We start from the raw sequence: 22,909 nt of genomic DNA, 5'->3' as shown, positions 1-22,909 counted from the left end.
GACCCTGTGCTGTTTTTATGGTTACAAATTAAACTAAAAATAAATTTACTAAATTTTAATTTCGCGATTATAGTGTGATTTGAGGGAAATAAAGAACAAAAATAACTCGATGATGAGGATATAGGATTATGATCAAATTACCATTTAAAACGTTGCGGGGAAGGATTGTTGCGTCTGGTGTAACAGTGATTGTTGTTGCCAGTGCCTTGCTTGGTTTTTTTGCAACCTATCAGCTGAATAATATGGCTGAGGAAGATAGTGAAAAGATTATCAAGACGCTTGCACGAGAGGCTGCCGAAAATATCGAGAAGCAATTAGGTCAAGCTGTTATCACCGCGGAAGTCTTGGCTTCATCTATCGAAGGATTGCAAGCTAAAAAGTTACACACGCCCGAAAATGTGGCAGAAACTGCAAGTGGTGTTGTTGCTGCCAATCCTCAATATGTGGGGTCCACAACTGCGTGGGAGCCAAATCAGTTTAATGGCGATGATGCGAGTATGAAGGGTGGTAAATATTCAGATGCTACGGGTCGTTATGTCCCTTATTTCTTTAATACAGCAACTGGTGTTGGTGTTGAAGCATTGGATATGAGCCCTGAGGCAGGAACAGGTGAATGGTACGATCGCCCTGTTCGAGAAAATCGCAGCTTGATTACACCGCCTTATATTTATCCAGTAGAAGGAGTGGACGTATTAATGACCACAGCTTCTATTCCAATCCAAAATACTTCAGGCAAGGCAATTGGTATCGTTACCATTGATACGTCCTTGGATGACATCGTGGAAATTGTATCGCAAGTAAGACCATATGAAGAAGGGTTTGCGTATTTAATGAGTCATGATGGTCAATGGGTTGCCCATTCAGATACATCTAAGTTAGGCACATTAGCGGAAGAAAAACTCTATCAGGGTATCTTAAAAGAAGTTGTGACTGGTGAAACGGTTATCAGTAATGGTGTGCTTGATGGCGTTTCCTATAATATGATCAGTGTTCCGGTTAACTTTGGCACTGATGAAAACTGGGCTTTGGTTATTCATGCGCCGACATCTAAAGTCTTTGAGAAAGCGAATGAAACGCGTAACTTCATTATTATTATTGCGTTGATTGCAATTCTTCTTGGTGCGACAGTTTATTATTTCGTTGGGTCGGGCGTCGCAAAACCAATTGGCGTGATGACAGGTTTGATGGATAAGCTTGCGAAAGGTGATACCAGTATTGATATTCCTTCTTTGAATGACGAGGATGAGATCGGGGATATGGCCCGTGCGCTTAACCATTTCAAAGATGGTATGCAGGAAAATAAACGTCTTCAGACACAGCATGAAGAACTGGAAAAGAGAAATGCGGAGGAACGACGTGCCAGCATGTTGAAATTAGCTGATGATTTTGAAAAATCTATCACATCCATTTCGGATTATGTGTTGGAGGGCGTATCATCTGCTAAATCAAATACAGGTCAGGTTACTGCGAATGCGGAAAGTAGTATGAACCGCATGGGGGTTGTCTCCCGGTCTATGGAAAATGCAACCATGAATGTGCAAACCATGGCGGCATCTGCGGAAGAATTATCTGCATCTGTAGATGAAATTTCGCATCGTATTGCGGAAGTCGCGGGTATTTCCCGTGATGCTGCATCCAAAGCGGATGATACGAACCAGACGGTAGAAGCATTATCTGAAACCGCAGCCAATATTGGTCAAGTTGTAGGTTTGATTAATGATATTGCAGAACAGACTAACCTTCTGGCGTTGAATGCAACCATTGAGGCGGCACGTGCGGGTGATGCGGGTAAAGGATTTGCGGTTGTCGCAAATGAAGTAAAATCCCTTGCTAATCAAACGGCAAATGCAACAGGAGAAATCGCCGCACAAGTGAGTGATATGCAGGCTGTTACCAATAAGACTGTCGTTGCGATTTCAGAAATTCGTGAAACAATTTCAAATGTTGATGAAATCACAACCTCTGTGGCTTCGGCGGTTGAAGAACAAGCTTCGGCGACGCAGGAAATTGCACGCGGGGCGCAAGAAGCTTCCGGTAGTACCAGTGAGGTTGAATCCGCATTACGTGATGTATCTGAAGAAGCAAAAGATGTCGGGCAAGCCGCTTCATCTATGGCTGAGGTGATGGAAGAGCTGGGCCAGCGCGCAGATCAACTTTCATCCGAAGTAAATGTGTTCTTGGAAGATATGCGTACGCGTACATAGCTAAGATGTTCATAATAAAAGAGAATGTCGACAGAATTTCTGTCGGCATTTTTTATGCGTTGGCTAGTTTCTGCTGGCGCCAATTCCAATATCCACGTAAATTGATCAAGCAGAAAACCAAATTACCGATCGCCATACCGATACTGGTCATCCAAGTGAGGCCGAGGAAAATCCACATTACATTCGAAATGGCAAAAACAATAAACCCATATTGATTTTTATTTCCCAACATATAGGCACCAAGTACACTTAGGGTCATCGCAACCCAATCAACCCCATAATGGGTGAAAAGCTGTTCCATATTATTCCTGCAGATGAAATTGTAAGAGAAAAGATCGTCTACTTAGCGAAGTTTTAAGACAGTTTCATGAAATAACAAAAATAAGGGCAGAAAAATCTGCCCCTTTTATTACCAATATGTCGGATATCTTATATTTGGCCTTAAATTGTTAAAGATCAATGCAATGAGAACGAGACCGATTGCGCCAATCAAAGTTGGCAGGATTAAGAAATGCCAACCTGGTTGAACCAAGAAAATGACGATTGGATCCGCGCCTGCAGGTGGGTGACCTGTGCGGGTAATCAGCATGATGAACACGGCTAAACCGACTGCGATTCCCATAGCAATTTGGTTGTCTCCATAAATATTGAACATTAACAGCCCGATCATGGTTGAGAAGAAATGTCCAAATATGACATTTCGCGGTTGCGCTAATGGGCTTGCAGGTAAGGCAAAAATTAGGAAGCAAGACGCACCAAATGGCGCCATAAGCAATGGCATCTCCATGATTTTGGATGTGAAACTCAAACCCAAAATACCCAGCATAGCACCTAAGCCCGATAGACACGCGACTTTCAAACTAGGGCGTGCAGGGATTTGTTCCCGTGATTTCCAAAAAGGAACTTTCAAAGAAATATCTTTCATCTTATATCTCCTTTATGCGTCTAGGACCAACTGTTTGCTTTTGGCACGGGATACACAGATACAGATCAAGTTTTCTTTTTCCTTTTGTTGATCTGACAGTGCTAAATCTCTGTGATCGATTTCACCTTGAGAGACTTTTACGGCACATTGTCCACATCCCCCTGTGGTGCAACCAAATTGCGGCTGTAAACCAGAATCTAACATGGCATCAAGGATGCTTTGATCTTCTGCCACATGAAGGTATTTATCTGATTTTTCAAGATAGATATCAAATGCGGTATTATGTTCGGTATTTGTTGAATTTTTGAACAATTCGTAGTGGATTTGCTCTTTCGGAAAGCCGATTGTTTCAGCCATATCAACAAAAGCGGTGATCAAACCTTGCGGACCACAAATATAAAATTCCGTCTCCTTCTGGGCGTTCTTAAGGAGGGATTGGATATCTAACATTTTATCCTCGTCTAGCGGATAAAGATGTAGATCATTTCCCAATTCAAGCTCCAGTTTATTGCGATAAGCCATATGACGACGAGATCGCGCAGCATAGTGAAGTTCGAAACGGTGACGTCGACGACGTAATTCCTGTGCCATTGATTTAATAGGGGTGATACCAATACCGCCCGCAATTAAAATGGTTGGTCTTTTTTCCTCATGAAGCGGAAAGGTATTCTTAGGTAGGTCAATATTAAGGATTGAGCCTAATTGAAGTTTATCATGGACTGCTTTGGACCCCCCACGCCCATCCTTTTCTTTTAAGACCGCGATTTCATAAATGTCACGACGGTTGGGATTATTTGCGACGGAATAGGTGCGATCGACGATTTGGCCATCTGTCATTTCCACGGGGATGGTCAGATGTGACCCTGCGCTGACTGCAGGCAAGTCAGACCGATCGGGACGACGAAACTCATAAGCCCGCACATCTGGCGTTAATTGGCGGATACCTGTTACTTCTATTTTCAACTCGCCCCAACCCAGACTTTTGGTTTGAGTATTTGTTTTTCTATTATTTTCTAACTCGTCGATGCGTTGTTGCATTGGGGTGATGAGTTGATTGATTTCATCTTCGGTAAACCGTGGGGTGATATGTTGCGGGCAATTCCAATCAAAGGCTTCCACCTTTAAAATAATACCGCGTTCTACGCGTGCACGATATGTTGGGATTTCCAGTTTTGAAATAAGTTCAGGATTATCGTCATATTCTACAATGGATGCACGCGCCCAGATTTTAAGACGTCGACGATTGGCATAATCCATCAGGATTAAAGCAATACGATCATTTTCTCCAATATTTCCAACGGAAAGATATTGGACATTGCCACGAAAATCCGCATAGCCGAGGGTTTGTTGATCAATCACGCGCAAAAAACCTTTTGGGCCGCCGCGAAACTGCACATAGGGCCAACCTTCTGCATTGGCAGTTGCTTGATAAAACCCGTCACGGGCATGAATGAATTCAGCTTCAACTGATGAGATTAAATCTGGTCCTGTTTCCATAACTTCAAAACCTTGATTTGACTGACGGCTGCCATATTTCTCTTGTGCGGCTTTCACTGAGGCGGTGAAGGTGATTTCTGCAAATTTTCGAGCCATGATAAATCTCCTAAGGGCTCATTTTTCTCTATATAAATGAGCCCAGAAATATGTTTTAACTTTAAGCAGCCTGATTGCTTTCAAGTGACACTTTTGGAAAATCGATATCTACATGTGTCGCCTTACCAATCAAGTTTGTCAAAATATTCATGCCGACATGCGTGATGATTTCGACAATATCAGAGTCACTGTATCCTGCTTCGCGCACCGCGTTAAACTCCGCTTGTGTTACATCACCCATATGGGTGTTCAAAGCTTTGGCAAATTCAACAGCCGCCGCAGCTTTTGCATCTTGGGATGTGCCGTTACGGTTAGCTTCTATTTCGCTATTGCTTAGGCCTGCTTTCTTACCAATAGCGCTATGGGCAGAGAGGCAATATTCACATGAATTCCCTTGTGCGATAACAAGTGCAATACGCTCACGGGTTTGGGCACTTAAAGAACCTGTTTCTGCAATACCATGTAATCCAAGGAAAGCTTTTAAGGCATCCGGTGAATGCGCCAAGATTTTCAAAAAGTTTGGCACCATCCCCAGTTTATTTTGGATCGCATCTAATAGCTCTTTTTGATCTGAATCGGCGGTTTCTTGTGTAACAATAGATATACGAGACATTTATTTACTCCTTTGAATTTAAAGTTGTAGCTATTTAGTTTGTGAACGGAAGATACCTTAGTATTCGGGGGATATAGGGGATTAAGAGGCAACCTGCCGTTCACAGGAAAAAATATAGTTAATTCCTATAAATGTGTTAATATCTGTTTTTGATAAGTTACTATTACGATAATCGGAATAATTAAATGGATCGTTTCCATAGTCTGCAAGTATTTGTCAAAGTGGTGGAAACAGGCAGCTTTGCTGCCGCTGCACGTGCTTTGAATTTATCACCACCTGCTGCAACTCGCGCGATTTCCACATTGGAAGATCGACTGGGAACACGTTTGTTAACCCGAACGACCCGTTCTGTTCGTTTAACAGAAAGTGGGGAACGTTTCTTTGAGGATAGTCAGCGTATTCTTGTCGATTTGGAAGAAGCAGAACTCGCGGCCATAGGAACGCATGCAACACCCAAAGGCTTGTTGAGGGTGACTGCCCCCGTTCTGTTTGGGCGTTATTTTGTGACACCAGTTTTGAATGAATTTTTACTAGAATATCCCGAAGTATCTGCAGAAACCTTATTTGTGGATCGAGTAGTGAATATGATGGATGAAGGTATGCATGTTGCCATCCGTATTGGTGAACTACCGGATTCATCATTGACGGCCATTCGTGTTGGGTATGTCAGGCGGGTTATGTTTGCATCACCTGATTATTTGAAAAATAATGGTATTCCGCAGCATCCGAAAGATTTGAAATCGCATCGAGTTGTCCAATCCATGGCGATGGGGGCTGGTCAAGAATGGCCTTTTGTTGAAAATGGTAAAGAGTTCCGGGTTGGAATTTTGCCGCAATTGAGGATGAATACAAATGATGCGGTTATTGAGGCAGTTAAACGTGGGGGCGGGATTTCCCGTTTGCTTTCTTATCAGGTTATTCCATATTTTCAGGATGGAAGTTTAAAAACCATTCTTGAAGAGTTTGAACAAGACCGTATCCCTATTCATGTGGTGCATCAGGAAGGTCGAATGGCGTCGGCGAAAGTTAGAGCATTTGTGGATTATATGGTCACGCATCTCCGGGATAATACGGATTTGGAGGGGTAAAACATGCATTCTGTTAAACATATGCAAACCTTCTGCACCGTTGTGGAATATGGTGGTTTTTCCGGTGCCCAAACTGTTTTAGGAATGAGCCAACCAGCTATATCAACCCATATTCGCGATTTTGAAATTCGTCTTGGCTTCCAGCTATGCCATCGTGGGCGTAGCGGTTTTCGTCTAACGGAAAAAGGGGAGATCACCTATCGCAAATGTCGGGAGATGCTAAATGCCATTTCTGATTTTGATGCGGATTTAGGGGAGTTGCGTAATAAATTAACCGGAGAACTACGTATTGGGGTTATTGATAGTACGGTCACGGATCCCCAATCCCCCTTGGCAAGAGCGATTAACCGATTTTATGCGCGTGAAAATGAAGTTGGATTATCCCTTAAAACCTTATCCCCAGATTATCTGGAGAGAGAGTTGTTAAGCGGTAACATTCATATTGCCATCAGTATATTTGCACAGAAACATCAGGCGATTGATTATCAATATCTTTATATGGAAGATCATAAATTTTATCTTGGAAAAGCACATCCATTGTTTGAGATGAAAGATGATGAAATTAATCTTGAGACCTTAGAAGATTATTCCATCGCATCAAGAAGTTATCTACAAACAACAGACTTATTTCATTTTCGCAAAAGCCCAAATCCGGCCTTTGTTTCAAATATGGAAGCTTTGGCACATTTAATTATAAGCGGGCGCTTTATGGGTTTTTTACCCGTTCATTATGCAAAGACCTGGGTGGATAAGGGGGAGATGCGAAGTTTGGATCATTTGGGGTTAAACTGGCAGTCAGAAATTCAGCTGGCCATCCGAAAAGCACCCTCTATGCAACAGATCGTTAAACTATTCGTCGAAGATTTGGAAATTCAATTATATAAATAAATGTAATGTAAGCATAATATAATTCATATTTTTTGATGTATAATTTCCTGTCATATTGTTTGTAGAAACGCTTAAACAATATGAAAGGGTGATCAGGAAATGAGTGACAATACATATGATAAAGGTCGATTGAACCTGCCATTCGTTGGATTTTGTACCTTTGCGAAAAGCCCAATTTGCGAAGACTGGGACAATATTAAGGCCGATGTGGCCTTTATGGGTGCGCCATTTGATTGTGGAACCCAATGGCGATCAGGTGCGCGTATGGGGCCACGTGGTGTGCGTGAAGCTTCTACATTATTTTCCTTTGGTCATGGTGGTGCTTATGATCATGAAGATGATGTAATGTATATGGATGGCGTCAATATGGTGGATATCGGGGATGCAGATATGGTGCATACCGATACTGAAAAAAGCCACGCTAATATTGAGTATGGTGTTCGTAAAATTCTGGAATCTGGTGCTTTACCTGTTGTTGTTGGAGGCGATCATTCCGTAAATGCTCCTATCATTCGCGCCTTTGAAGGTAAGGGGCCTCTTCATATCATTCAAATTGATGCACATCTTGATTTTGTGGATGAACGTCATGGCGTACGTTTTGGTCACGGAAATCCGATCCGTCGTGCGTCTGAGCAAGATCATATTACTGGGATGACGCAATTAGGCATTCGTAATGTGTCTTCATCTAATAGAGATGATCATCAAGCAGCACGTGATGCTGGGTCAACCATTCTTTCTGTGCGTCAGGTTCGTAAACTCGGCGTGCAAGGGGTGTTGGATCTGATCCCAAAAGGTGTGAATTACTATATCACCATTGATATTGATGGTTTTGATCCCTCTATTGCGCCTGGCACGGGTACACCTAGTCATGGTGGTTTCCTATATTATGAAGTGATGGAAATTTTACAGGGTGTGGCACATATGGGTGAAGTTGTCGGAATTGATCTATGTGAGGTGGCCCCGGATTATGATCAAACAGGCACGACAAGTATTCTGGCTGCGCAGGTTTTGATGAATTTGATCGGTTACGTTTTCCACGCCCGAAACCTTCGTCCAAAAGGACAATAGATTACTGTATATAAGTGAGATAGAAAGGTTCAGCTTTTAGGTTGGGCCTTTTGCTTTGAGCTGGTCCATATTGAAGGCGATTATTTTTTGTAATCTTTCGTTATCCGGTGAGCCAATTCCAAAAATAGAAAGCCCCTGATCCAGAGATAATAAATGATCAGCGATAATTTCTGGCTCGGTTTGTGTTGAGATTTCAGCGTTTCTTTGTCCGATTTCAATATTTTGCATGAAAAGGACACGGATATATTCTTTTAAATCCATCACCTGTTGAAACCCATTTTCAGAAATCAAATTTCTTTCAATCATGCTATTGATCATGAAGCAGCCATGATATTCAGGATCATAGGTTATGGATTTGAAGTATGTTTCGATGGCTTCCAACCCACTTAAATCTTTTTTGAGGCAATTATCATAATGTATTTTGGCGCGTGCCAAATAAAGCTCCAAGGCTTCTTCGAATAGTCCCATTTTTCCATTAAATTCTTTATATAGCCCAAATCTGTTCAAACCTGTGATTTCAACAAGTTTGCTTAGATGCGCACCTTCATAACCAAGTTGCCAAAAAAGAGCCATCGCTTTTTCAAGGACTTCGGCTCTGTCATATGTCTTTTTTCTACCCATAAATATTTCTTAACACATTAAATTTTATAACACAATAAATCACTTATCGTTCAGAAAAATGTTGCAATAATTTTGTGATGCGATATTTATCACCTATCGTTCTGAAATAAATTGGAGAAAGAAATGCATATTCAAGGATTGATTATTGGTTTGGTGATTGGTGGACTGGATTGCTTGCTGTTTTGGATGTCAGGTTTGCCAATCTCAGGTGCTATGTTGGTGCAAGCATTACTATTCTGGATGGCAGTTGGTTGGGTCATTCATGTGGTAAATTTAAAAATGAATTTTTTATTGAAGGGTATTTTGGTGGCAATTTTCTTAAATAGCCCATGGATGATAGAGTTTGTGTTCATACAAGCCATGCAGGATATGTTGATACCAATGTTGGTGGTTGCGATTATCCTTGGGGTGGTAGCTGCATGTTGCTCAAGATTTTTAAAAAGAGAAGTACAGCATGCCCAGTGACCAACTTAATGATAAGCAATCGTTAACAGCATCTATTGAAGATATTGTTGACTATATGTTGTCAACATATGAGGGACTTGTTTTATCGGAAAATTGGGGGGAGCGCGCCTTATTCTATAACCCGGGAAGTAAACTTCCCAAGGGTGTTTATGTTTTATCCTTTAAAGAAAGAGATGGTGAAAATGATCGTGCCTCTGAATTAAACAGAGGCAATCTATATCGTTTAAACATTGGGGTTGGTCCCAAATCTTTTGCTGCTCGCTTTGGTTCAAAACCATTAAGGCCTAGCGCAGGTGGGGTGGTGGAAACTGGGCATGACTTTACACAGATAAACACAATTATGCCGCATCCTGTCTATGGTTGGATGAATTGGATTGGAGTTATTAATCCAACTCATGAGACTTTCGATGGTCTTAAGCAAGAGATAGAGGGGGCTGTGATCATTGCAAAGAAGAAATTTCAGCAGGGGAAGTAAAAATATTTCTTTAATAGGATGTGGATTGGGTATGTCCGAAATATCGCACAAAATTCGATATTTCGGTTGACCTGTTCGGTAAAAACTGTCAAAAGACGAAACAGATAAAGAAAAGTTTATATATCCATTTTTGACTGATGAATGAAGTGATGGAAAAAATGGAGTTTTTTGGAGATATCCCGAAAATGGCAAATGGTAATTACCTATTCACAAGTGAGTCTGTATCTGAAGGACATCCAGATAAAGTTTGTGACCGTGTGTCTGATGGCATTGTTGATTTGTTTTTGGGTAAAGACCCAGAAGCACGTGTTGCTGTTGAGACATTGGCAACAACACAACAATTAGTTTTGGCTGGTGAAGTTCGTTGTAAAGAAGAAGTCACCAAAGCGGAAATGATTGAGGTTGCACGCCAAGCAGTAAAAGAAATCGGTTATGAGCAGGATGGTTTCCATTGGGCGAATATGAATGTTGATTGTCTGGTCCACGATCAATCTGTGGATATTGCGCAGGGTGTTGACGAAGGTACGGGTACTGACACGGAAGAAGGTGCGGGTGACCAAGGTATCATGTTTGGTTACGCATGTCGTGAAACAGAAAGTTTGATGCCGGCACCAATCGATCTTTCCCACCGTATTTTGCGCAGTTTGGCGGAACATCGCCATGCGGATGCAGCAAGTGGTTTGGGTCCAGATGCGAAATCTCAGGTAACATTGGCTTATGAAAATGGTAAACCTGTTCGTGCCACATCTATCGTTGTATCCACACAACATAACGAAGGCATGCCACAAGACGCATTGCGTGAATTAGTACGTTCCCATGTTGAGAAAGTATTGCCAGAAGGTTGGATGTGCCCAGCAGATGAATTTTATGTAAACCCGACAGGTCGCTTCGTAATTGGTGGCCCGGATGGGGATGCTGGTTTGACTGGTCGTAAGATCATTGTTGATACATATGGTGGTGCAGCGCCTCATGGTGGTGGTGCTTTCTCTGGTAAAGATCCAACCAAGGTTGACCGTTCTGCGGCTTATGCAGCACGTTACTTGGCGAAAAACGTGGTTGCGGCTGAATTGGCTGAGTCTTGTGTGATTCAGGTTTCTTATGCGATCGGTATTTCCAAGCCATTATCTGTTTACGTAAATACAAATGGCACAGGTACGGTTGCGGATGAGAAAATCGCAGCTGCTGTTCAACAAGCGATGGATTTAAGCCCACGTGGTATCCGTACACATTTGAGTTTGAACCGTCCAATTTATGCGCCATCTTCTGCTTATGGTCACTTTGGTCGTACACCGACAGAAGCTGGTCACTTCTCTTGGGAGAAAACAGATTTGGTTGACGCTCTTAAAGCGGCAATCTAAAAGACAGTTTCAAAATTGAAAATAAATATGGCCTCGGGTATTCTCGGGGCCATAATTTTATGTGTCCTGTTATAAAAGGAAGAAGGCCGGGCCCAATGACGGATAAATATGATCCAACTAAAAACCCTTTATATTCTGAGCAAAATCCGAATGAGATTAAATTCTTTGGACGTCGTCATGGGCGTACATTGAATGACAAGAAACAGCAATTGGTGGATGAGGTTCTTCCAACTCTTGGTGTAGATACTTCCGTGGATCAAATCGATTTGGCGCAAGTTTTTGGGGAAGAGAAAAAAGAATATTGGTTGGAAATCGGATTTGGTTCTGGGGAGCATCTGGCATGGCAGGCCCAAAATAATCCCCATGTAGGTATCATCGGTTGTGAGCCGTTTATCAATGGTGTGGCACGTTTATTGGTCCATCTGGAAGATGAGAAACTGGCAAATGTGCGCGTGCATTCTGATGATGCGAGACAAATCATGGATAAACTTCCGGATGGCTGTTTGTCGAAGATCTTTGTTCTTTTTCCTGATCCATGGCCGAAATACAAACATCGTTTACGTCGTTTTGTCGGGCCGCATAATATTCCGAAATTTGAACGTCTTCTTCGGGATGGTGGCGAATTTCGTTTGGCAAGTGATCATAAACAATATGTGCGTTGGGCGATGATGCATTTAATGGCTTCGGAAAATCTGGACTGGATCGATGAAGGTCCAAAAGATTGGTATAATCGTCGTGATGATTGGCCTGCAACCCGCTATGAACAAAAAGCTTTGGCGGGTAACCCGCATTACCTGCGCTTTATGCGAAAAACACGATGAAAGAATATCAGGTAGATTATTTTTTTACTAAATGGATACCATATCTGGTTGCGAAACGCGTTTCGTCAGATTGAGTAATATTACCATCTAGTGAAAAAATATCTTTGATAAATGCTTCGGCGGGTCCGCCTGGGGCATTGATGACTAAAAAGCGACTGTCTTTAAGTGCTGTAAAACGTCTGTGTACTTTTGGGCCTGCCATGATAATGTCGCCAGGTTTGGCAACTATTACATCTTCATTTACACCGAATTCAACTTCTCCTGAGATGATATAGAAAATTTCATCATCGAAATCATGGTAATGCCAGGGCGCACTATTTCCTGCAGGCAAATCACTTTCGGATATCGTGACTCGTTTATCAGTGTCTTGGGACGTTAGTAAAAAAGCGGTTGTTTCGCCGCCTTCTGATTTGAAGGTCTCTACCTCAGATTTATTTGTATGTTTAGCACGCATTTTTATTTTCCTTCTATAATCCTGAAATGGGTCTAAGAGAAAATATAAGCGATACTCAAATAAATATAATTAATATTGAAATATCAATTGAAATGATAAAAAGTATCGAATGGATAAATTAAAGAAAATGGCATTATTTTGCCGTGTGGTTGAATTAGGTAGTTTCGCGGCGGTAGCGGATGATCAGGGTGTAACGCCTGCTATTGTAGGGCGTCATGTAGCTGATTTGGAAAACCTATTGGGGTTGAGGTTGCTGAGCCGTACAACGCGATCTATGGAAGTGACGGATGAAGGGCGACGTTATTATAAAGGTTGTCGCGATGCGCTTGATCAAGTTGCTACTTTGGAACAGAATATTTCAAATAAAGAGAAGCGAGATCCAAGTGGCATTATTCGACTGTCTGCACCTGAAGGACTTGCTATTCCATATCTTTTAGATTTGATTGAATCCTTTCGAGTTCGATATCCTGATGTCACTTTTGATTTGTTGTTGGATAATGCAAAAACAGATTTTGTGGCAGAGGGTACCGATATCGCCATCCGTTTGGCAATTGCTCTGGAGGATAGCAGTCTGATTATTAGAAAGCTTGGTGAAACAGAGTTTGTTTTGTTGGCTGCACCAAGTTACTTGATGAAAAGAGGGGAGCCGGAGAACTTGGAAGATCTATCAAGCCATGATTGTATTAGCTTTGGGGCATCTAAGATCGGGGATGGGTGGCCAGTTTTGACTGCAAAGGGTATTCGGAAAATTCGACAACCATGGAAGATGGTTGTAAACCATACGCAATCGCATAAAGAGGCGATTAAGAGAGGGATGGGTGTGGGGCTTTTGCCTAGAATAATGGCTGAAGATATGATTAATGAAGGTTTGGTGAGGCAAATTTCGTTAGATGTAGAATTCCCAAAAATTGGTATCTATCTAGTGTATCCAAGTCGCGATTTACAGCCAAGACGAGTGAGATTGTTTTTAGATCATGTCTATCAAGCCTTTGCTGTTTAGGAATTGTATCTGATACAATTCGTCACTTGTATTTGAAATTAACCGCGCGTTATAAGGTGAGTGTGGTTAATGGAAATATGGATGTGTGACGATGTCTTTTGAAAGTGCGGTTTCATTTTTTATTGCTGTTTTGATTTTTAGTGTGACGCCTGGCCCGGGTATTTTTGCTATTCTTGCGCGTGCCTTAACCAAGGGGGCTGGTCAATGCGTGATGCTTTCTTTAGGCATGTCGGTGAGTGATGTGTTTTATCTGGTGGCAGCATGCTTTGGTTTGGCGACAATTGCCCAACATTGGGGGGAGCTCTTTACGATCATTCGTTTTGTTGGAGCAGCTTATCTGATTTATCTTGGCTATAAAATGTGGACTGCACCTGTTGATCTGAACGGATTATCTGCAAAAGATAACAAAAAAGGCCATGTCATGAGCTTTGTGCAGGGCTTTTTGATCTCTGCCTCAAATCCCAAGGTGATCCTGTTCTATATTGCTTTCTTGCCAACCTTTATGGATTTAACGGTCTTAACCACGCAGGATATTGTGCTGGCTTCTGTTTTAACTTTAGTGGGATTAATGATTGGGTTGATGGTGATTGCGATTTTTGCCTCCCAAGCGCGACGCTGGTTTCAATCCCAATCCGCCATGCGAAAACTTAATCGTTCGGCAGGTTCCATTATGGTGGGAGCCGGTGCTTTCTTGGCAACACGTAGCTAGATTTCGCCAATAACATGGGGTGCAAGGAATCTGTCATATTTGGCTGCTATTCTTATAGACAAGATTTTACTTGATATTTTTGAGGCTTTCCCTTATATAGAGCGCAACCTTAATAACGTGCCTTGAGGCAACGATGTTGACGGTGGGCCAAGGCCCGCCTTTTTTATTGCCTAAATCAAGTGAAAACTTCTAAAGGCAAATCGCTGAAAGTGGCGAAGAAGCTAGGTTTAGAGCGTTATTGATGGTATAGTTGAAGGAGTAGCCATGGCGGCTGTAACGCAAGTTGAAGAATTGATCGCACCCTCCCTTGAAGATTTGGGATATTTTATCGTGCGTATTCAAATGTCCGGTAAGGAAACTGTCACCGTTCAAATTATGATTGATCGGTTGGATGAAAAGCCTGTGGATGTTGAAGATTGTGCAACTGTTAGCCGTGCCGTGTCCGCTATTCTGGATGTGGAAGACCCGATTGAGAAAGCTTACAATTTAGAGGTTAGTTCACCGGGTATTGATCGTCCTTTGGTTCGTCAACGGGATTATGCCCGTTTCGCTGGTTATGAAGCGAAGATCGAGCTGAAATATGCTGTTGAAAATCAAAGACGTTTCCGTGGAAAACTTTTGGGCATGGTTGATGACGATGTTCATCTAGAAATTGATCATCAGGGTGAATTGGTGGAAATCGCTTTGCCATATGATGATATTGATCGGGCAAAATTAGTAATGTCCGATGCTTTGATGGAAGCTTCTAAGAAAGCTTTTGATGAAGCGCAAGCAGAGAAGAATGAAGAGTAATCCTTAATCTAAGTGAGCGCTCTTTGGTATTGGCTAACCGCTGTGACAGTTCTTTAGTGGACGACAGCTAGAAAACGGATGAAGTACGATGGAAGGTGTTACGATTACCCGCACAGATATGTTGGCAGTGGCTGACGCAGTAGCACGGGAAAAGAGCATCGATCGCGAACATGTTTTGGAAGCGATGGAGCAAGCTATTCAAAAAGCAGGTCGTTCCAAATATGGTCATGATCACGATATCCGCGCAGAGATTGACCGTAAAAACGGTGAAATCAAACTAGCGCGTTACACAGAGATCGTAGACGAAGTCGAAGATGAAGCGACACAGATTTCTTTGAAAGAAGCTTTGCGTTTCATGCCAAATGCGACTGCAGGTGAGTTTATTGTTGATGAATTGCCGCCGATTGATTTCGGCCGTATTGCAGCACAGACAGCGAAACAGGTTATCGTACAGAAAGTTCGTGAAGCTGAACGTGAGCGTCAGTATCAAGAATATAAAGATCGTGTTGGTGAAATCATCAATGGCGTTGTTAAGCGTATTGAATTTGGTAACGTAACTGTTGATTTGGGTCGCGCAGAAGCCATCTTGCGCCGTGACGAAGTGATTCAACGTGAACATTTCAAACGTGGTGATCGTATCCGCGCCTATATCCATGATGTTCGTCAAGAACAACGTGGTCCGCAAATCTTCCTATCGCGCACACATCCGCAATTCTTGGCGGCTTTGTTTACGCAGGAAGTACCAGAAATTTATGATGGCGTAATTGAAATTAAATCTGTATCCCGTGATCCGGGTTCCCGTGCGAAGATGGGTGTGATTTCCAATGACACATCTATCGACCCTGTAGGGGCTTGTGTAGGTATGCGTGGTTCTCGTGTTCAGGCTGTTGTGGCTGAACTTCAAGGCGAGAAAATCGACATCATTCCATGGACCGAAGACGAAGCTTCCTTCGTGGTAAATGCGTTGGCACCAGCTGAAGTTTCTAAAATCGTGATGGACGAAGAAACAGGTAAGATGGAAGTTGTTGTTCCTGATGAGCAACTATCCCTTGCGATTGGTCGTCGTGGACAAAACGTACGTTTGGCGTCCATGTTAACCGGTTGGGATATCGATATCATGACCGAAGAACAAGAGTCTGAGAAGCGCCAAGTTGAATTTGCTGAACGTTCTGACTCTTTCATGAATGCATTAGACGTAGACGAAGTGATTGCACGTTTGTTGGTGACCGAAGGTTTCACTTCCGTTGAGGAAGTTGGCTTCGTACCTGTTGAAGAATTGGCAGGTATTGAAGGTTTCAATGAAGAGTTGGCTGAAGAACTTCGTAATCGTGCACGTAACTTCTTGGAAGCAGAATCTGCGCGTCTAGAAGCGCGTCGTGTTGAACTGGGTATCGCAGATGATCTGAGCAATGTTGAAGCATTGACACCAGCAATGTTGGTGGCACTTGGTGAAGCTGATGTGAAATCCTTAGATGATTTCGCGGATTTGGCCGCAGATGAGTTGACTGACAAAGAAGATGGTATCTTGCGTAAATTCCCAATGACTGAAGCAGAAGCAAGCGACTTGATTATGGAAGCGCGTGTGGCTGCTGGTTGGTTTACACAAGAAGAGTTGGACGAAATGCGTGCGGCTGCTTCTGAAGAAGGTGAAGACGCTTAATTTAGCAACTTTGCTTTAGGATAGAACGCTTCTGTTGGAAGAACTTGAACATGTCTGATCAGAATATGGAAAGCGAAACAACAGAAGCGGAAATTTCAGCTGATTGTTTGGATGATGGTCCGGATGTAGCTGGAAAACGTTCCAAGAAACAAAAGACAGATCCCATGCGGAAATGTCTGGTATCTGGGGAACGTAAATTAAAATCAGAGATGATCCGTTTTGTATTGGGGCCTGATCAGGCTTTGGTGCCGGATCTGAAAGCAGTTTTACCGGGACGTGGTATGTGGGCGAGTGCATCGTCAGATTTACTGGGTCAAGCAGCTAAACGCGGATTATTCGCTAAGGCAGCGCGTAGCAAAGTTATCATTTCGGATGATTTTGTTGCACAATTGGAAAAACTGTTGGTTCGCCGTTGCAGCGAGAGCCTGTCTTTAGCAAATCGTGCGGGACAGGCCATAGTCGGTTTTGAAAAGGTGCGTTCAGCCCTAAAAGCCGAAGCGCGACCGGCGGCAGGATTGGTTTTAGCAGCCCGTGATGGGGCAGATGATGGAAAACGCAAGGTCGGACAACTGGCTGTTGCGTTAAAAACACCGGTTTCGGATGTCTTGGATGCAGAAGAAATCGGAATGGCTTTCGGGCGAGATATGGTGATACATGCCTATCTGTTGCCGGGGGGCTTAACAGACAGTTTAAAGGCCGATACGGCACGGTTGGCGGGTTTCCGTAAGGAAGCAGGCATCAAGGAAGAAGGTTAAAATGAGCGACGACAAAAATAAAGGCGGTTCTAAATTAACTCTGGACAAGCCAGGTCGGCTTGAACTGAAGAAGACTGTAGAAACTGGTCAAGTTAAGCAAAGCTTTAGCCATGGCCGTTCCAAGACCGTGACTGTTGAAGTGAAACGCAAACGTACATTTGAACGTGGTGCAAGTGGTAAGATGCGTGCCGTGGAAGAAGGCGGTAAGGCGTCGACATCTGCGGCAACCTATTCACCAGCAATGGATGGTTTATCTGATGCTGAACGTGATGCACGTATGAAAGCGTTGGCAGGCGCAGCGGAACAAGAAGAGCGTCTACGCAAAGAACGTGAAGATTCTGATCGTCGTGCGAAAGAAGCTGCAGAACGTCGTAAGGAAGAAGAAGAGCAAAAGGTCAAAGACGCAGAAGCTGAAAAAGCTCGTGCCGAAGTTGAAGCAAAAATGAAAGCTGAAATGGAAGCAAAACGTGCCGCTGAAGAAGAAGCAGCCCGTCAATTGGCCGAAGAAGAAAAGAAACGTGACGCTGAAAAAGCAGCGGCTGGGTCAAAATCTGCACCTAAAGAAAATAAAGCGGCACCTAAAGCAGCGGTGGTTGCTGATGACGCCGGTGGTGCTAATCGCGGGCCGAAGAAGAGACCTGTAGAGAAGAAAACACAAGCAGCACCTCAGCCATCCCGTGCTAGTCGCGGTGAGCCACGTCGTCGTCAAGGTAAATTGACGATTACACAGGCGTTGGATGGTGATGAGGGCCAACCACGTACGCAATCTTTAGCCGCGGTAAAACGCCGTCGTGAAAAAGAAAAGCTACAAGCACAGGACATGCGTAACCGTAACGAGAAAATCTCTCGTGAGGTGACAGTACCTGAAAGCATTACGGTTGCTGAACTGGCAAACCGTATGGCGGAACGTGTAGGTGATGTGATCAAGTCTTTGATGAAAATGGGCGTGATGGCAACACAAAACCAATCTATCGATCCAGATACAGCGGAATTGGTGATCGAAGAATTTGGTCACACAATTGTTCGTGTTGCGGAATCCGATGTCGAGGATATCTTGGTTGGTGAAGCGGATAATGAAGCTGATATGGTTTCCCGTGCCCCAGTTGTGACTGTTATGGGTCACGTTGACCATGGTAAAACATCCTTGTTGGATGCGTTGCGCGCAACTGATGTGGCAGCTGGTGAAGCTGGCGGTATTACCCAGCATATTGGTGCCTATCAGGTTGAGATGGCGTCTGGTGATCAAATTACATTTCTTGATACACCGGGTCACGAAGCCTTCACACAAATGCGTATGCGTGGTGCGTCTGTAACAGATATCGTAGTTTTGGTTGTTGCGGCGGATGATGGTATCCAGCCACAAACCAAAGAGGCGATTGCCCATTCCAAAGCAGCGGAAGTGCCGATCATTGTTGCGATCAACAAATGTGATAAGCCTGAAGCTGACCCAATGCGTATTAAAACTCAACTTCTGGAAAATGATTTGATCCCGGAAGATATGGGTGGTGAGATTGTATGTGTAGAAGTTTCTGCGAAAGCACGTACAGGTCTTGATGATTTGGAAGAACATATCCTTCTTCAATCGGAGATTCTGGAATTAAAAGCCAATCCTGATCGTAAAGCTGAAGGTGCGGTTGTTGAGGCACGTATGGAAAAAGGCCGTGGTTCTGTTGCAACTGTCTTGATCCAACGTGGTACAATTTCTGTCGGCGATATCTTTGTCGCGGGTGGTGAATCTGGTCGTGTTCGTGCCTTGTTGGATGACAAAGGTCGTAAGATCAAAACAGCTGGTCCATCTGTACCTGTGGAAATCCTCGGTTTCCAAGGAACACCATCTGCAGGTGATGATTTCGCCGTTGTAGATGATGAGGCAACAGCACGTGAGATCGCTGAATATCGTCAACGCAAGGCGAAAGCGGCGAAGCAAATTGTGACACAAGGCATGAGCAGCTTGGATCAATTGTTCAGTCAGATTAAAGCAGGTGAAATTAAAGAAATGCCTGTGGTGATCAAGACCGACGTACAAGGGTCCTTGGAGGCGATTACAGCGTCTCTAGAGAAACTTGCCAATGACGAAGTGAAAGTACGTGTCCTTCATGGTGCTGTTGGTGGTTTGACAGAGTCTGATGTGACTTTGGCCGCGTCCACAGGTGGTGTATGTATGGGCTTTAACGTGCGTGCAAATCCGCAAGCTCGTGATATGGCCCGTCGCGATGGCGTAGACATCCGTTACTATTCCGTGATCTATGATATGATTGATGACGTGAAGAAAGTTCTTGGCGGTATGTTGGCACCTGAAGTTCGTGAGAACTTCTTGGGTTATGCTGAAATTCGCGAAGTCTTCAACATTACCAAAGCCGGTAAGATCGGTGGTTGTTATGTGACTGAAGGCATGGTGAAACGTGGCGCGAAAGTACGCTTGTTGCGTGATAACGTTGTGATCCATGAAGGCACATTGAAAACCTTGCGTCGTTTCAAAGACGATGTGAAGGAAGTTCAATCCGGTTATGAATGTGGTATGGCATTCGAAAATTACGAAGATATCAAAGCTGGCGACGTGATCGAAGCCTTTGAGATTGAAGAAATCGCACGCGAACTTTAATCACATATCTTCATATGCGTTTAGGGGGAGGGTGTCATACTCTCCCTCTTCTTGTTTAAGTTTGGAAATTGTAAAATGGCACATAAAAATCGTTCTGGTGTAGGTCGTTCGCAACGCCAATTAAAGGTTGGCGAAGAAATCCGCCATGCGTTGTCTTCGATTATCATGCGTGGTGAGTTTCGTAACCCGATCTTGCAAAAAGCAAATCTGACGGTGACTGAAGTGCGTGCCAGCCCTGACTTGCGCAACGCCACATGTTTTATCGTGCCATTGGGTGGTGAAGACCGTGTGCCACGTGATCAAGTGCTGGAAGCTTTGCGTGGTGCGGCTGTGTATTTGAAAACCCAGGTGTCACAATCAGTTCATTTGAAATATGCGCCTCGTCTTTCTTTCCAATATGACGAAAGCTTCGATGAAGGTTCTCATGTGGATGCACTATTGCGTAACCCTGTTGTGCAAGCCGATGTGGCAAAAGGTCATGATGAAGATGATTTTGAAGATTAATTTCTAGATTGGTCTGACTCTTTTTGATAGGCTCCTCCCAGTTGCGGGAAGGAGCCTTTTTTATGGATGAAATTATCGAAGAAGTTGTTGATGCGGTGACGGATATGCTTGGTATCGAGGATCATGATGATGATCGTCGTATCAATTATGTGGAACTGAATGTCACAGATATCGAACGGGCCAAAAGCTTTTATGGGGAGGCCTTTGGCTGGACCTTTACCGATTATGGGCCGGAATATTGTGAATTTAATGACGGTAAGATGAAGGGTGGCTTTGCCTTGATGAAGCCCGAAGATGTGGTTCTTGGTGGTCCACTTGTTGTGCTTTATGCGGATGATCTGGAAGAAGTTATGTCCGATATTACAAAAGCTGGTGGCCAGATCTCAGTCCCGATTTTTGAATTCCCCGGTGGTAAGAGGTTTCAGTTTACCGATCCTGAGGGCTATGAACTTGCCGTATGGACTAAGCTATAATCTAGTCCAATATCTGGTCAGATATCTTGCGAAAGGCATCTGCATATTTATGAAAGGCTGCTTCGCGATTTTCGGCGGTGGCAATTTTCAAGGCATAGCTATCCAAGGCACCCGAAAGGAAATCGGCGATATATTTTGCATTTTCTTTGGAGCTTTGATTAACCTCTACCCCATATAATAAGGCGGCATAGGCGGATTCCTCGTCTTGGGATCGACAATAATCCCAACCTAGGACATTGGGTCCATCAATTAATATCACCTGGGCAAAAGCGGCATCAACAAAGACATGAAGATAAGCGACACAACCTTCAATCAGGTCTGTGCGGGGATCTTCGTTTTTTGTGGCATAGCCTTCCACAATCTCACCCATCTTCTCCCCTAAACTGTCATAAACAGCTTTGAAGATATCGACCTTATCTTTGAAATGATGATAAAGAGATCCACGTGAACTTTCTGCCGCTTCTACAATCTTGGTCGTAGACGTTTTGCGAAACCCATATGTGGCAAAACAATCTGTCGCCACGTCGATCAGATGTTTTCGTGTACGTTCCAAATTCTCTTTATTTTTACCGACAGGTTTGTTCATCTCTTATTTCTGAACCTCGTGATACCGGAAGCAATCTACGAGATGATCATTCACCATGCCGACCGCTTGCATGAAAGCATAACAGGTGGTTGGTCCGACAAATTTGAAGCCTTGTTTTTTGAGTGACTTACTCATGTCTTCCGCGATTGGTGTGACAGCCGGTACATCTTCAATTTTCTGCCAGTTATTAATGATAGGTTCATGCTTCACGAAGGACCAGATATAGGTATCAAAGCTTCCATGTTCTTTCTGTATTTTCAGGAAAGCTTTGGCATTGCTGATGATCGCATTCACTTTTAATTTATTGCGAACCACACGCTCATCCTGCAGCAAGGCTTGAATTTTATCTTCCCCATAGGTGGCAATTTTGGCGGCATCGAAATTATCAACAGCTTCTTGGTAGCCTGATCTTTTGGCAAGGATGGTTGCCCAGCTTAATCCGGATTGCATACCTTCCAAAACCAATATCTCAAACAAAAGCCGATCATCGTGAACAGGCACGCCCCATTCCTCGTCATGATATTTTGTTTCTAACGGATTAGATTCCGCCCAGCCGCATCTCTTCATTTTACACTCATTTCCTAACGCTAAAATCAGCGCCATTTTTCTGGCATTTTTCATCCAGATATGAAACTAAAAATTAGCATATTGACATATAGACAGATTGTCTATAAATAATATATAGACAATCTGTCTATAAGATGAAATTTCGAGATTTACAGGAGGAAATTATGAAAATCTCTAGTTACTATCCGGTTCTATGTGTGAATAACGTGCAGGAAATGTCTGACTTCTATCAAACTCATTTTGGTTTTGAAGTTGGCTTTGACAGTGATTGGTATGTGCATCTAACTATGAAAGAACAGCCGCATATAAATTTGGCTTTTGTAAAATCGGATCATCCATCCGTACCAGAGATGCTACGTCAACAGGCCCAAGGTATAATTCTGAATTTTGAAGTTGAAGATGTAGACGATTTCTATGACAAAATGAAAGCTGCCAATATGTCGATCAAGCTTGAATTGAGAGATGAAGATTGGGGACAACGTCATTTCATTATGACTGATCCGGCCGGGGCCATGATTGATGTGATCAAGTTGATCCCGCCATCTGCAGAATTCCAGGAGCAATATACGGCGTTATCAGCTTAAACCTAAAAATGAATGTTCGAATACTTCTATAACCTCGGTCCTTATCTATGGATCGAGGTTCAATTTTAAATAGTATAATGAAATATAATGATTATCATCGACGA

The 22,909-nt window shown here is 43.2% G+C and carries 25 protein-coding genes; 17 read left to right on the top strand and 8 right to left on the bottom strand.

What is annotated here, in order from left to right; all coding sequences use genetic code 11:
• The first annotated feature begins 128 nt into the window (after positions 1-128).
• Positions 129-2,204 (top strand): methyl-accepting chemotaxis protein, encoded by a 2,076-nt coding sequence (locus tag E1160_RS07150; protein ID WP_155154407.1) that lies wholly within the window; start codon positions 129-131, stop codon positions 2,202-2,204.
• Between the two features lie 52 nt (positions 2,205-2,256).
• On the opposite strand, the gene E1160_RS07145 is transcribed toward E1160_RS07150, so the two are convergent.
• From E1160_RS07145 to E1160_RS07130, 4 genes are all read right to left on the bottom strand, one after another.
• The gene (locus E1160_RS07145; RefSeq protein WP_155154405.1) at positions 2,257-2,505 is read right to left on the bottom strand and encodes a PnuC protein; all 249 of its coding nucleotides are present in this window, start codon (positions 2,503-2,505) and stop codon (positions 2,257-2,259) included.
• Between the two features lie 108 nt (positions 2,506-2,613).
• Complete coding sequence (locus E1160_RS07140; protein WP_155154403.1) at positions 2,614-3,129, bottom strand: HPP family protein; 516 nt, start codon at positions 3,127-3,129, stop codon at positions 2,614-2,616.
• 12 nt (positions 3,130-3,141) lie between these two features.
• Positions 3,142-4,722, bottom strand: coding sequence for a 2Fe-2S iron-sulfur cluster-binding protein (locus E1160_RS07135; protein WP_155154401.1), 1,581 nt, complete (start codon positions 4,720-4,722; stop codon positions 3,142-3,144).
• 61 nt (positions 4,723-4,783) lie between these two features.
• Positions 4,784-5,335, bottom strand: a complete 552-nt coding sequence (locus E1160_RS07130) for a carboxymuconolactone decarboxylase family protein (protein WP_155154400.1) — start codon at positions 5,333-5,335, stop codon at positions 4,784-4,786.
• Between the two features lie 185 nt (positions 5,336-5,520).
• Here E1160_RS07130 and E1160_RS07125 point away from each other — a divergent pair, with 185 nt between their 5' ends.
• The 3 genes from E1160_RS07125 (at position 5,521) to speB (ending at position 8,379) form a co-directional block, all read left to right on the top strand.
• On the top strand, positions 5,521-6,423 hold the full coding sequence (locus E1160_RS07125; RefSeq protein WP_155154398.1) for a LysR family transcriptional regulator: 903 nt from the start codon (positions 5,521-5,523) through the stop codon (positions 6,421-6,423).
• Between the two features lie 3 nt (positions 6,424-6,426).
• Positions 6,427-7,311: a LysR family transcriptional regulator gene (locus E1160_RS07120; protein WP_155154396.1), complete on the top strand. Its 885-nt coding sequence runs from the start codon at positions 6,427-6,429 to the stop codon at positions 7,309-7,311.
• Positions 7,312-7,410: 99 nt separating this feature from the next.
• Entirely contained in the window at positions 7,411-8,379 is a 969-nt protein-coding gene (speB, locus tag E1160_RS07115; protein WP_155154395.1) for an agmatinase, read from the top strand.
• A gap of 36 nt (positions 8,380-8,415) precedes the next feature.
• Here the strand turns inward: speB and E1160_RS07110 are convergent, their stop codons facing one another.
• A complete protein-coding gene (locus E1160_RS07110) occupies positions 8,416-9,000 on the bottom strand; it encodes a TetR/AcrR family transcriptional regulator (protein ID WP_155154393.1) in 585 nt (194 codons plus the stop codon).
• A gap of 123 nt (positions 9,001-9,123) precedes the next feature.
• Here E1160_RS07110 and E1160_RS07105 point away from each other — a divergent pair, with 123 nt between their 5' ends.
• From E1160_RS07105 to trmB, 4 genes are all read left to right on the top strand, one after another.
• A complete protein-coding gene (locus tag E1160_RS07105) occupies positions 9,124-9,465 on the top strand; it encodes a hypothetical protein (protein WP_155154391.1) in 342 nt (113 codons plus the stop codon).
• Positions 9,455-9,940 carry a DUF6194 family protein gene (locus tag E1160_RS07100; protein WP_155154389.1) on the top strand — a complete coding sequence of 162 codons (486 nt, stop codon included), beginning with the start codon at positions 9,455-9,457 and terminating at the stop codon, positions 9,938-9,940. Before E1160_RS07105 ends, E1160_RS07100 begins: the two co-directional genes overlap by 11 nt.
• Positions 9,941-10,125: 185 nt before the next feature.
• Positions 10,126-11,298: a methionine adenosyltransferase gene (metK, locus tag E1160_RS07095; protein ID WP_155154387.1), complete on the top strand. Its 1,173-nt coding sequence runs from the start codon at positions 10,126-10,128 to the stop codon at positions 11,296-11,298.
• 95 nt (positions 11,299-11,393) lie between these two features.
• Entirely contained in the window at positions 11,394-12,119 is a 726-nt protein-coding gene (gene trmB / locus E1160_RS07090; RefSeq protein WP_155154385.1) for a tRNA (guanosine(46)-N7)-methyltransferase TrmB, read from the top strand.
• 16 nt (positions 12,120-12,135) lie between these two features.
• On the opposite strand, the gene E1160_RS07085 is transcribed toward trmB, so the two are convergent.
• Positions 12,136-12,573, bottom strand: a complete 438-nt coding sequence (locus E1160_RS07085) for a cupin domain-containing protein (protein ID WP_155154384.1) — start codon at positions 12,571-12,573, stop codon at positions 12,136-12,138.
• Between the two features lie 109 nt (positions 12,574-12,682).
• On the opposite strand from E1160_RS07085, the gene E1160_RS07080 reads away from it, so the two are divergent.
• The 8 genes from E1160_RS07080 (at position 12,683) to E1160_RS07045 (ending at position 21,068) form a co-directional block, all read left to right on the top strand.
• Positions 12,683-13,573 (top strand): LysR family transcriptional regulator, encoded by an 891-nt coding sequence (locus tag E1160_RS07080; RefSeq protein WP_155154382.1) that lies wholly within the window; start codon positions 12,683-12,685, stop codon positions 13,571-13,573.
• A 91-nt stretch (positions 13,574-13,664) separates the two neighbouring features.
• Positions 13,665-14,282: a LysE family translocator gene (locus tag E1160_RS07075; protein ID WP_155154380.1), complete on the top strand. Its 618-nt coding sequence runs from the start codon at positions 13,665-13,667 to the stop codon at positions 14,280-14,282.
• A gap of 264 nt (positions 14,283-14,546) precedes the next feature.
• The gene (rimP, locus tag E1160_RS07070) at positions 14,547-15,074 is read left to right on the top strand and encodes a ribosome maturation factor RimP (protein WP_155154378.1); all 528 of its coding nucleotides are present in this window, start codon (positions 14,547-14,549) and stop codon (positions 15,072-15,074) included.
• Positions 15,075-15,162: 88 nt separating this feature from the next.
• Positions 15,163-16,734, top strand: a complete 1,572-nt coding sequence (nusA, locus tag E1160_RS07065; protein WP_155154376.1) for a transcription termination factor NusA — start codon at positions 15,163-15,165, stop codon at positions 16,732-16,734.
• A 50-nt stretch (positions 16,735-16,784) separates the two neighbouring features.
• Positions 16,785-17,489 (top strand): RNA-binding protein, encoded by a 705-nt coding sequence (locus E1160_RS07060; protein ID WP_235914069.1) that lies wholly within the window; start codon positions 16,785-16,787, stop codon positions 17,487-17,489.
• 1 nt (position 17,490) lies between these two features.
• A complete protein-coding gene (gene infB / locus E1160_RS07055; protein ID WP_155154375.1) occupies positions 17,491-20,091 on the top strand; it encodes a translation initiation factor IF-2 in 2,601 nt (866 codons plus the stop codon).
• A 75-nt stretch (positions 20,092-20,166) separates the two neighbouring features.
• Positions 20,167-20,595 (top strand): 30S ribosome-binding factor RbfA, encoded by a 429-nt coding sequence (gene rbfA, locus E1160_RS07050; RefSeq protein ID WP_155154373.1) that lies wholly within the window; start codon positions 20,167-20,169, stop codon positions 20,593-20,595.
• A 62-nt stretch (positions 20,596-20,657) separates the two neighbouring features.
• Positions 20,658-21,068: a VOC family protein gene (locus E1160_RS07045; protein ID WP_235914068.1), complete on the top strand. Its 411-nt coding sequence runs from the start codon at positions 20,658-20,660 to the stop codon at positions 21,066-21,068.
• Position 21,069: 1 nt separating this feature from the next.
• On the opposite strand, the gene E1160_RS07040 is transcribed toward E1160_RS07045, so the two are convergent.
• Together E1160_RS07040 and E1160_RS07035 are read right to left on the bottom strand one after the other, a co-directional pair.
• A complete protein-coding gene (locus E1160_RS07040; protein WP_155154371.1) occupies positions 21,070-21,654 on the bottom strand; it encodes a TetR/AcrR family transcriptional regulator in 585 nt (194 codons plus the stop codon).
• A 3-nt stretch (positions 21,655-21,657) separates the two neighbouring features.
• Positions 21,658-22,221, bottom strand: coding sequence for a DNA-3-methyladenine glycosylase I (locus tag E1160_RS07035; RefSeq protein WP_155154370.1), 564 nt, complete (start codon positions 22,219-22,221; stop codon positions 21,658-21,660).
• 164 nt (positions 22,222-22,385) lie between these two features.
• On the opposite strand from E1160_RS07035, the gene E1160_RS07030 reads away from it, so the two are divergent.
• Positions 22,386-22,805, top strand: coding sequence for a VOC family protein (locus E1160_RS07030; protein WP_155154368.1), 420 nt, complete (start codon positions 22,386-22,388; stop codon positions 22,803-22,805).
• Positions 22,806-22,909: the final 104 nt, after the last annotated feature.

Source organism: Curvivirga aplysinae (assembly GCF_009711445.1).
GTDB classification, from domain to species: domain Bacteria; phylum Pseudomonadota; class Alphaproteobacteria; order UBA8366; family Aestuariispiraceae; genus Curvivirga; species Curvivirga aplysinae.
The sequence above is the reverse complement of the archived record's forward strand: the minus strand, read 5'-3'. Positions and strand labels throughout refer to the sequence as shown.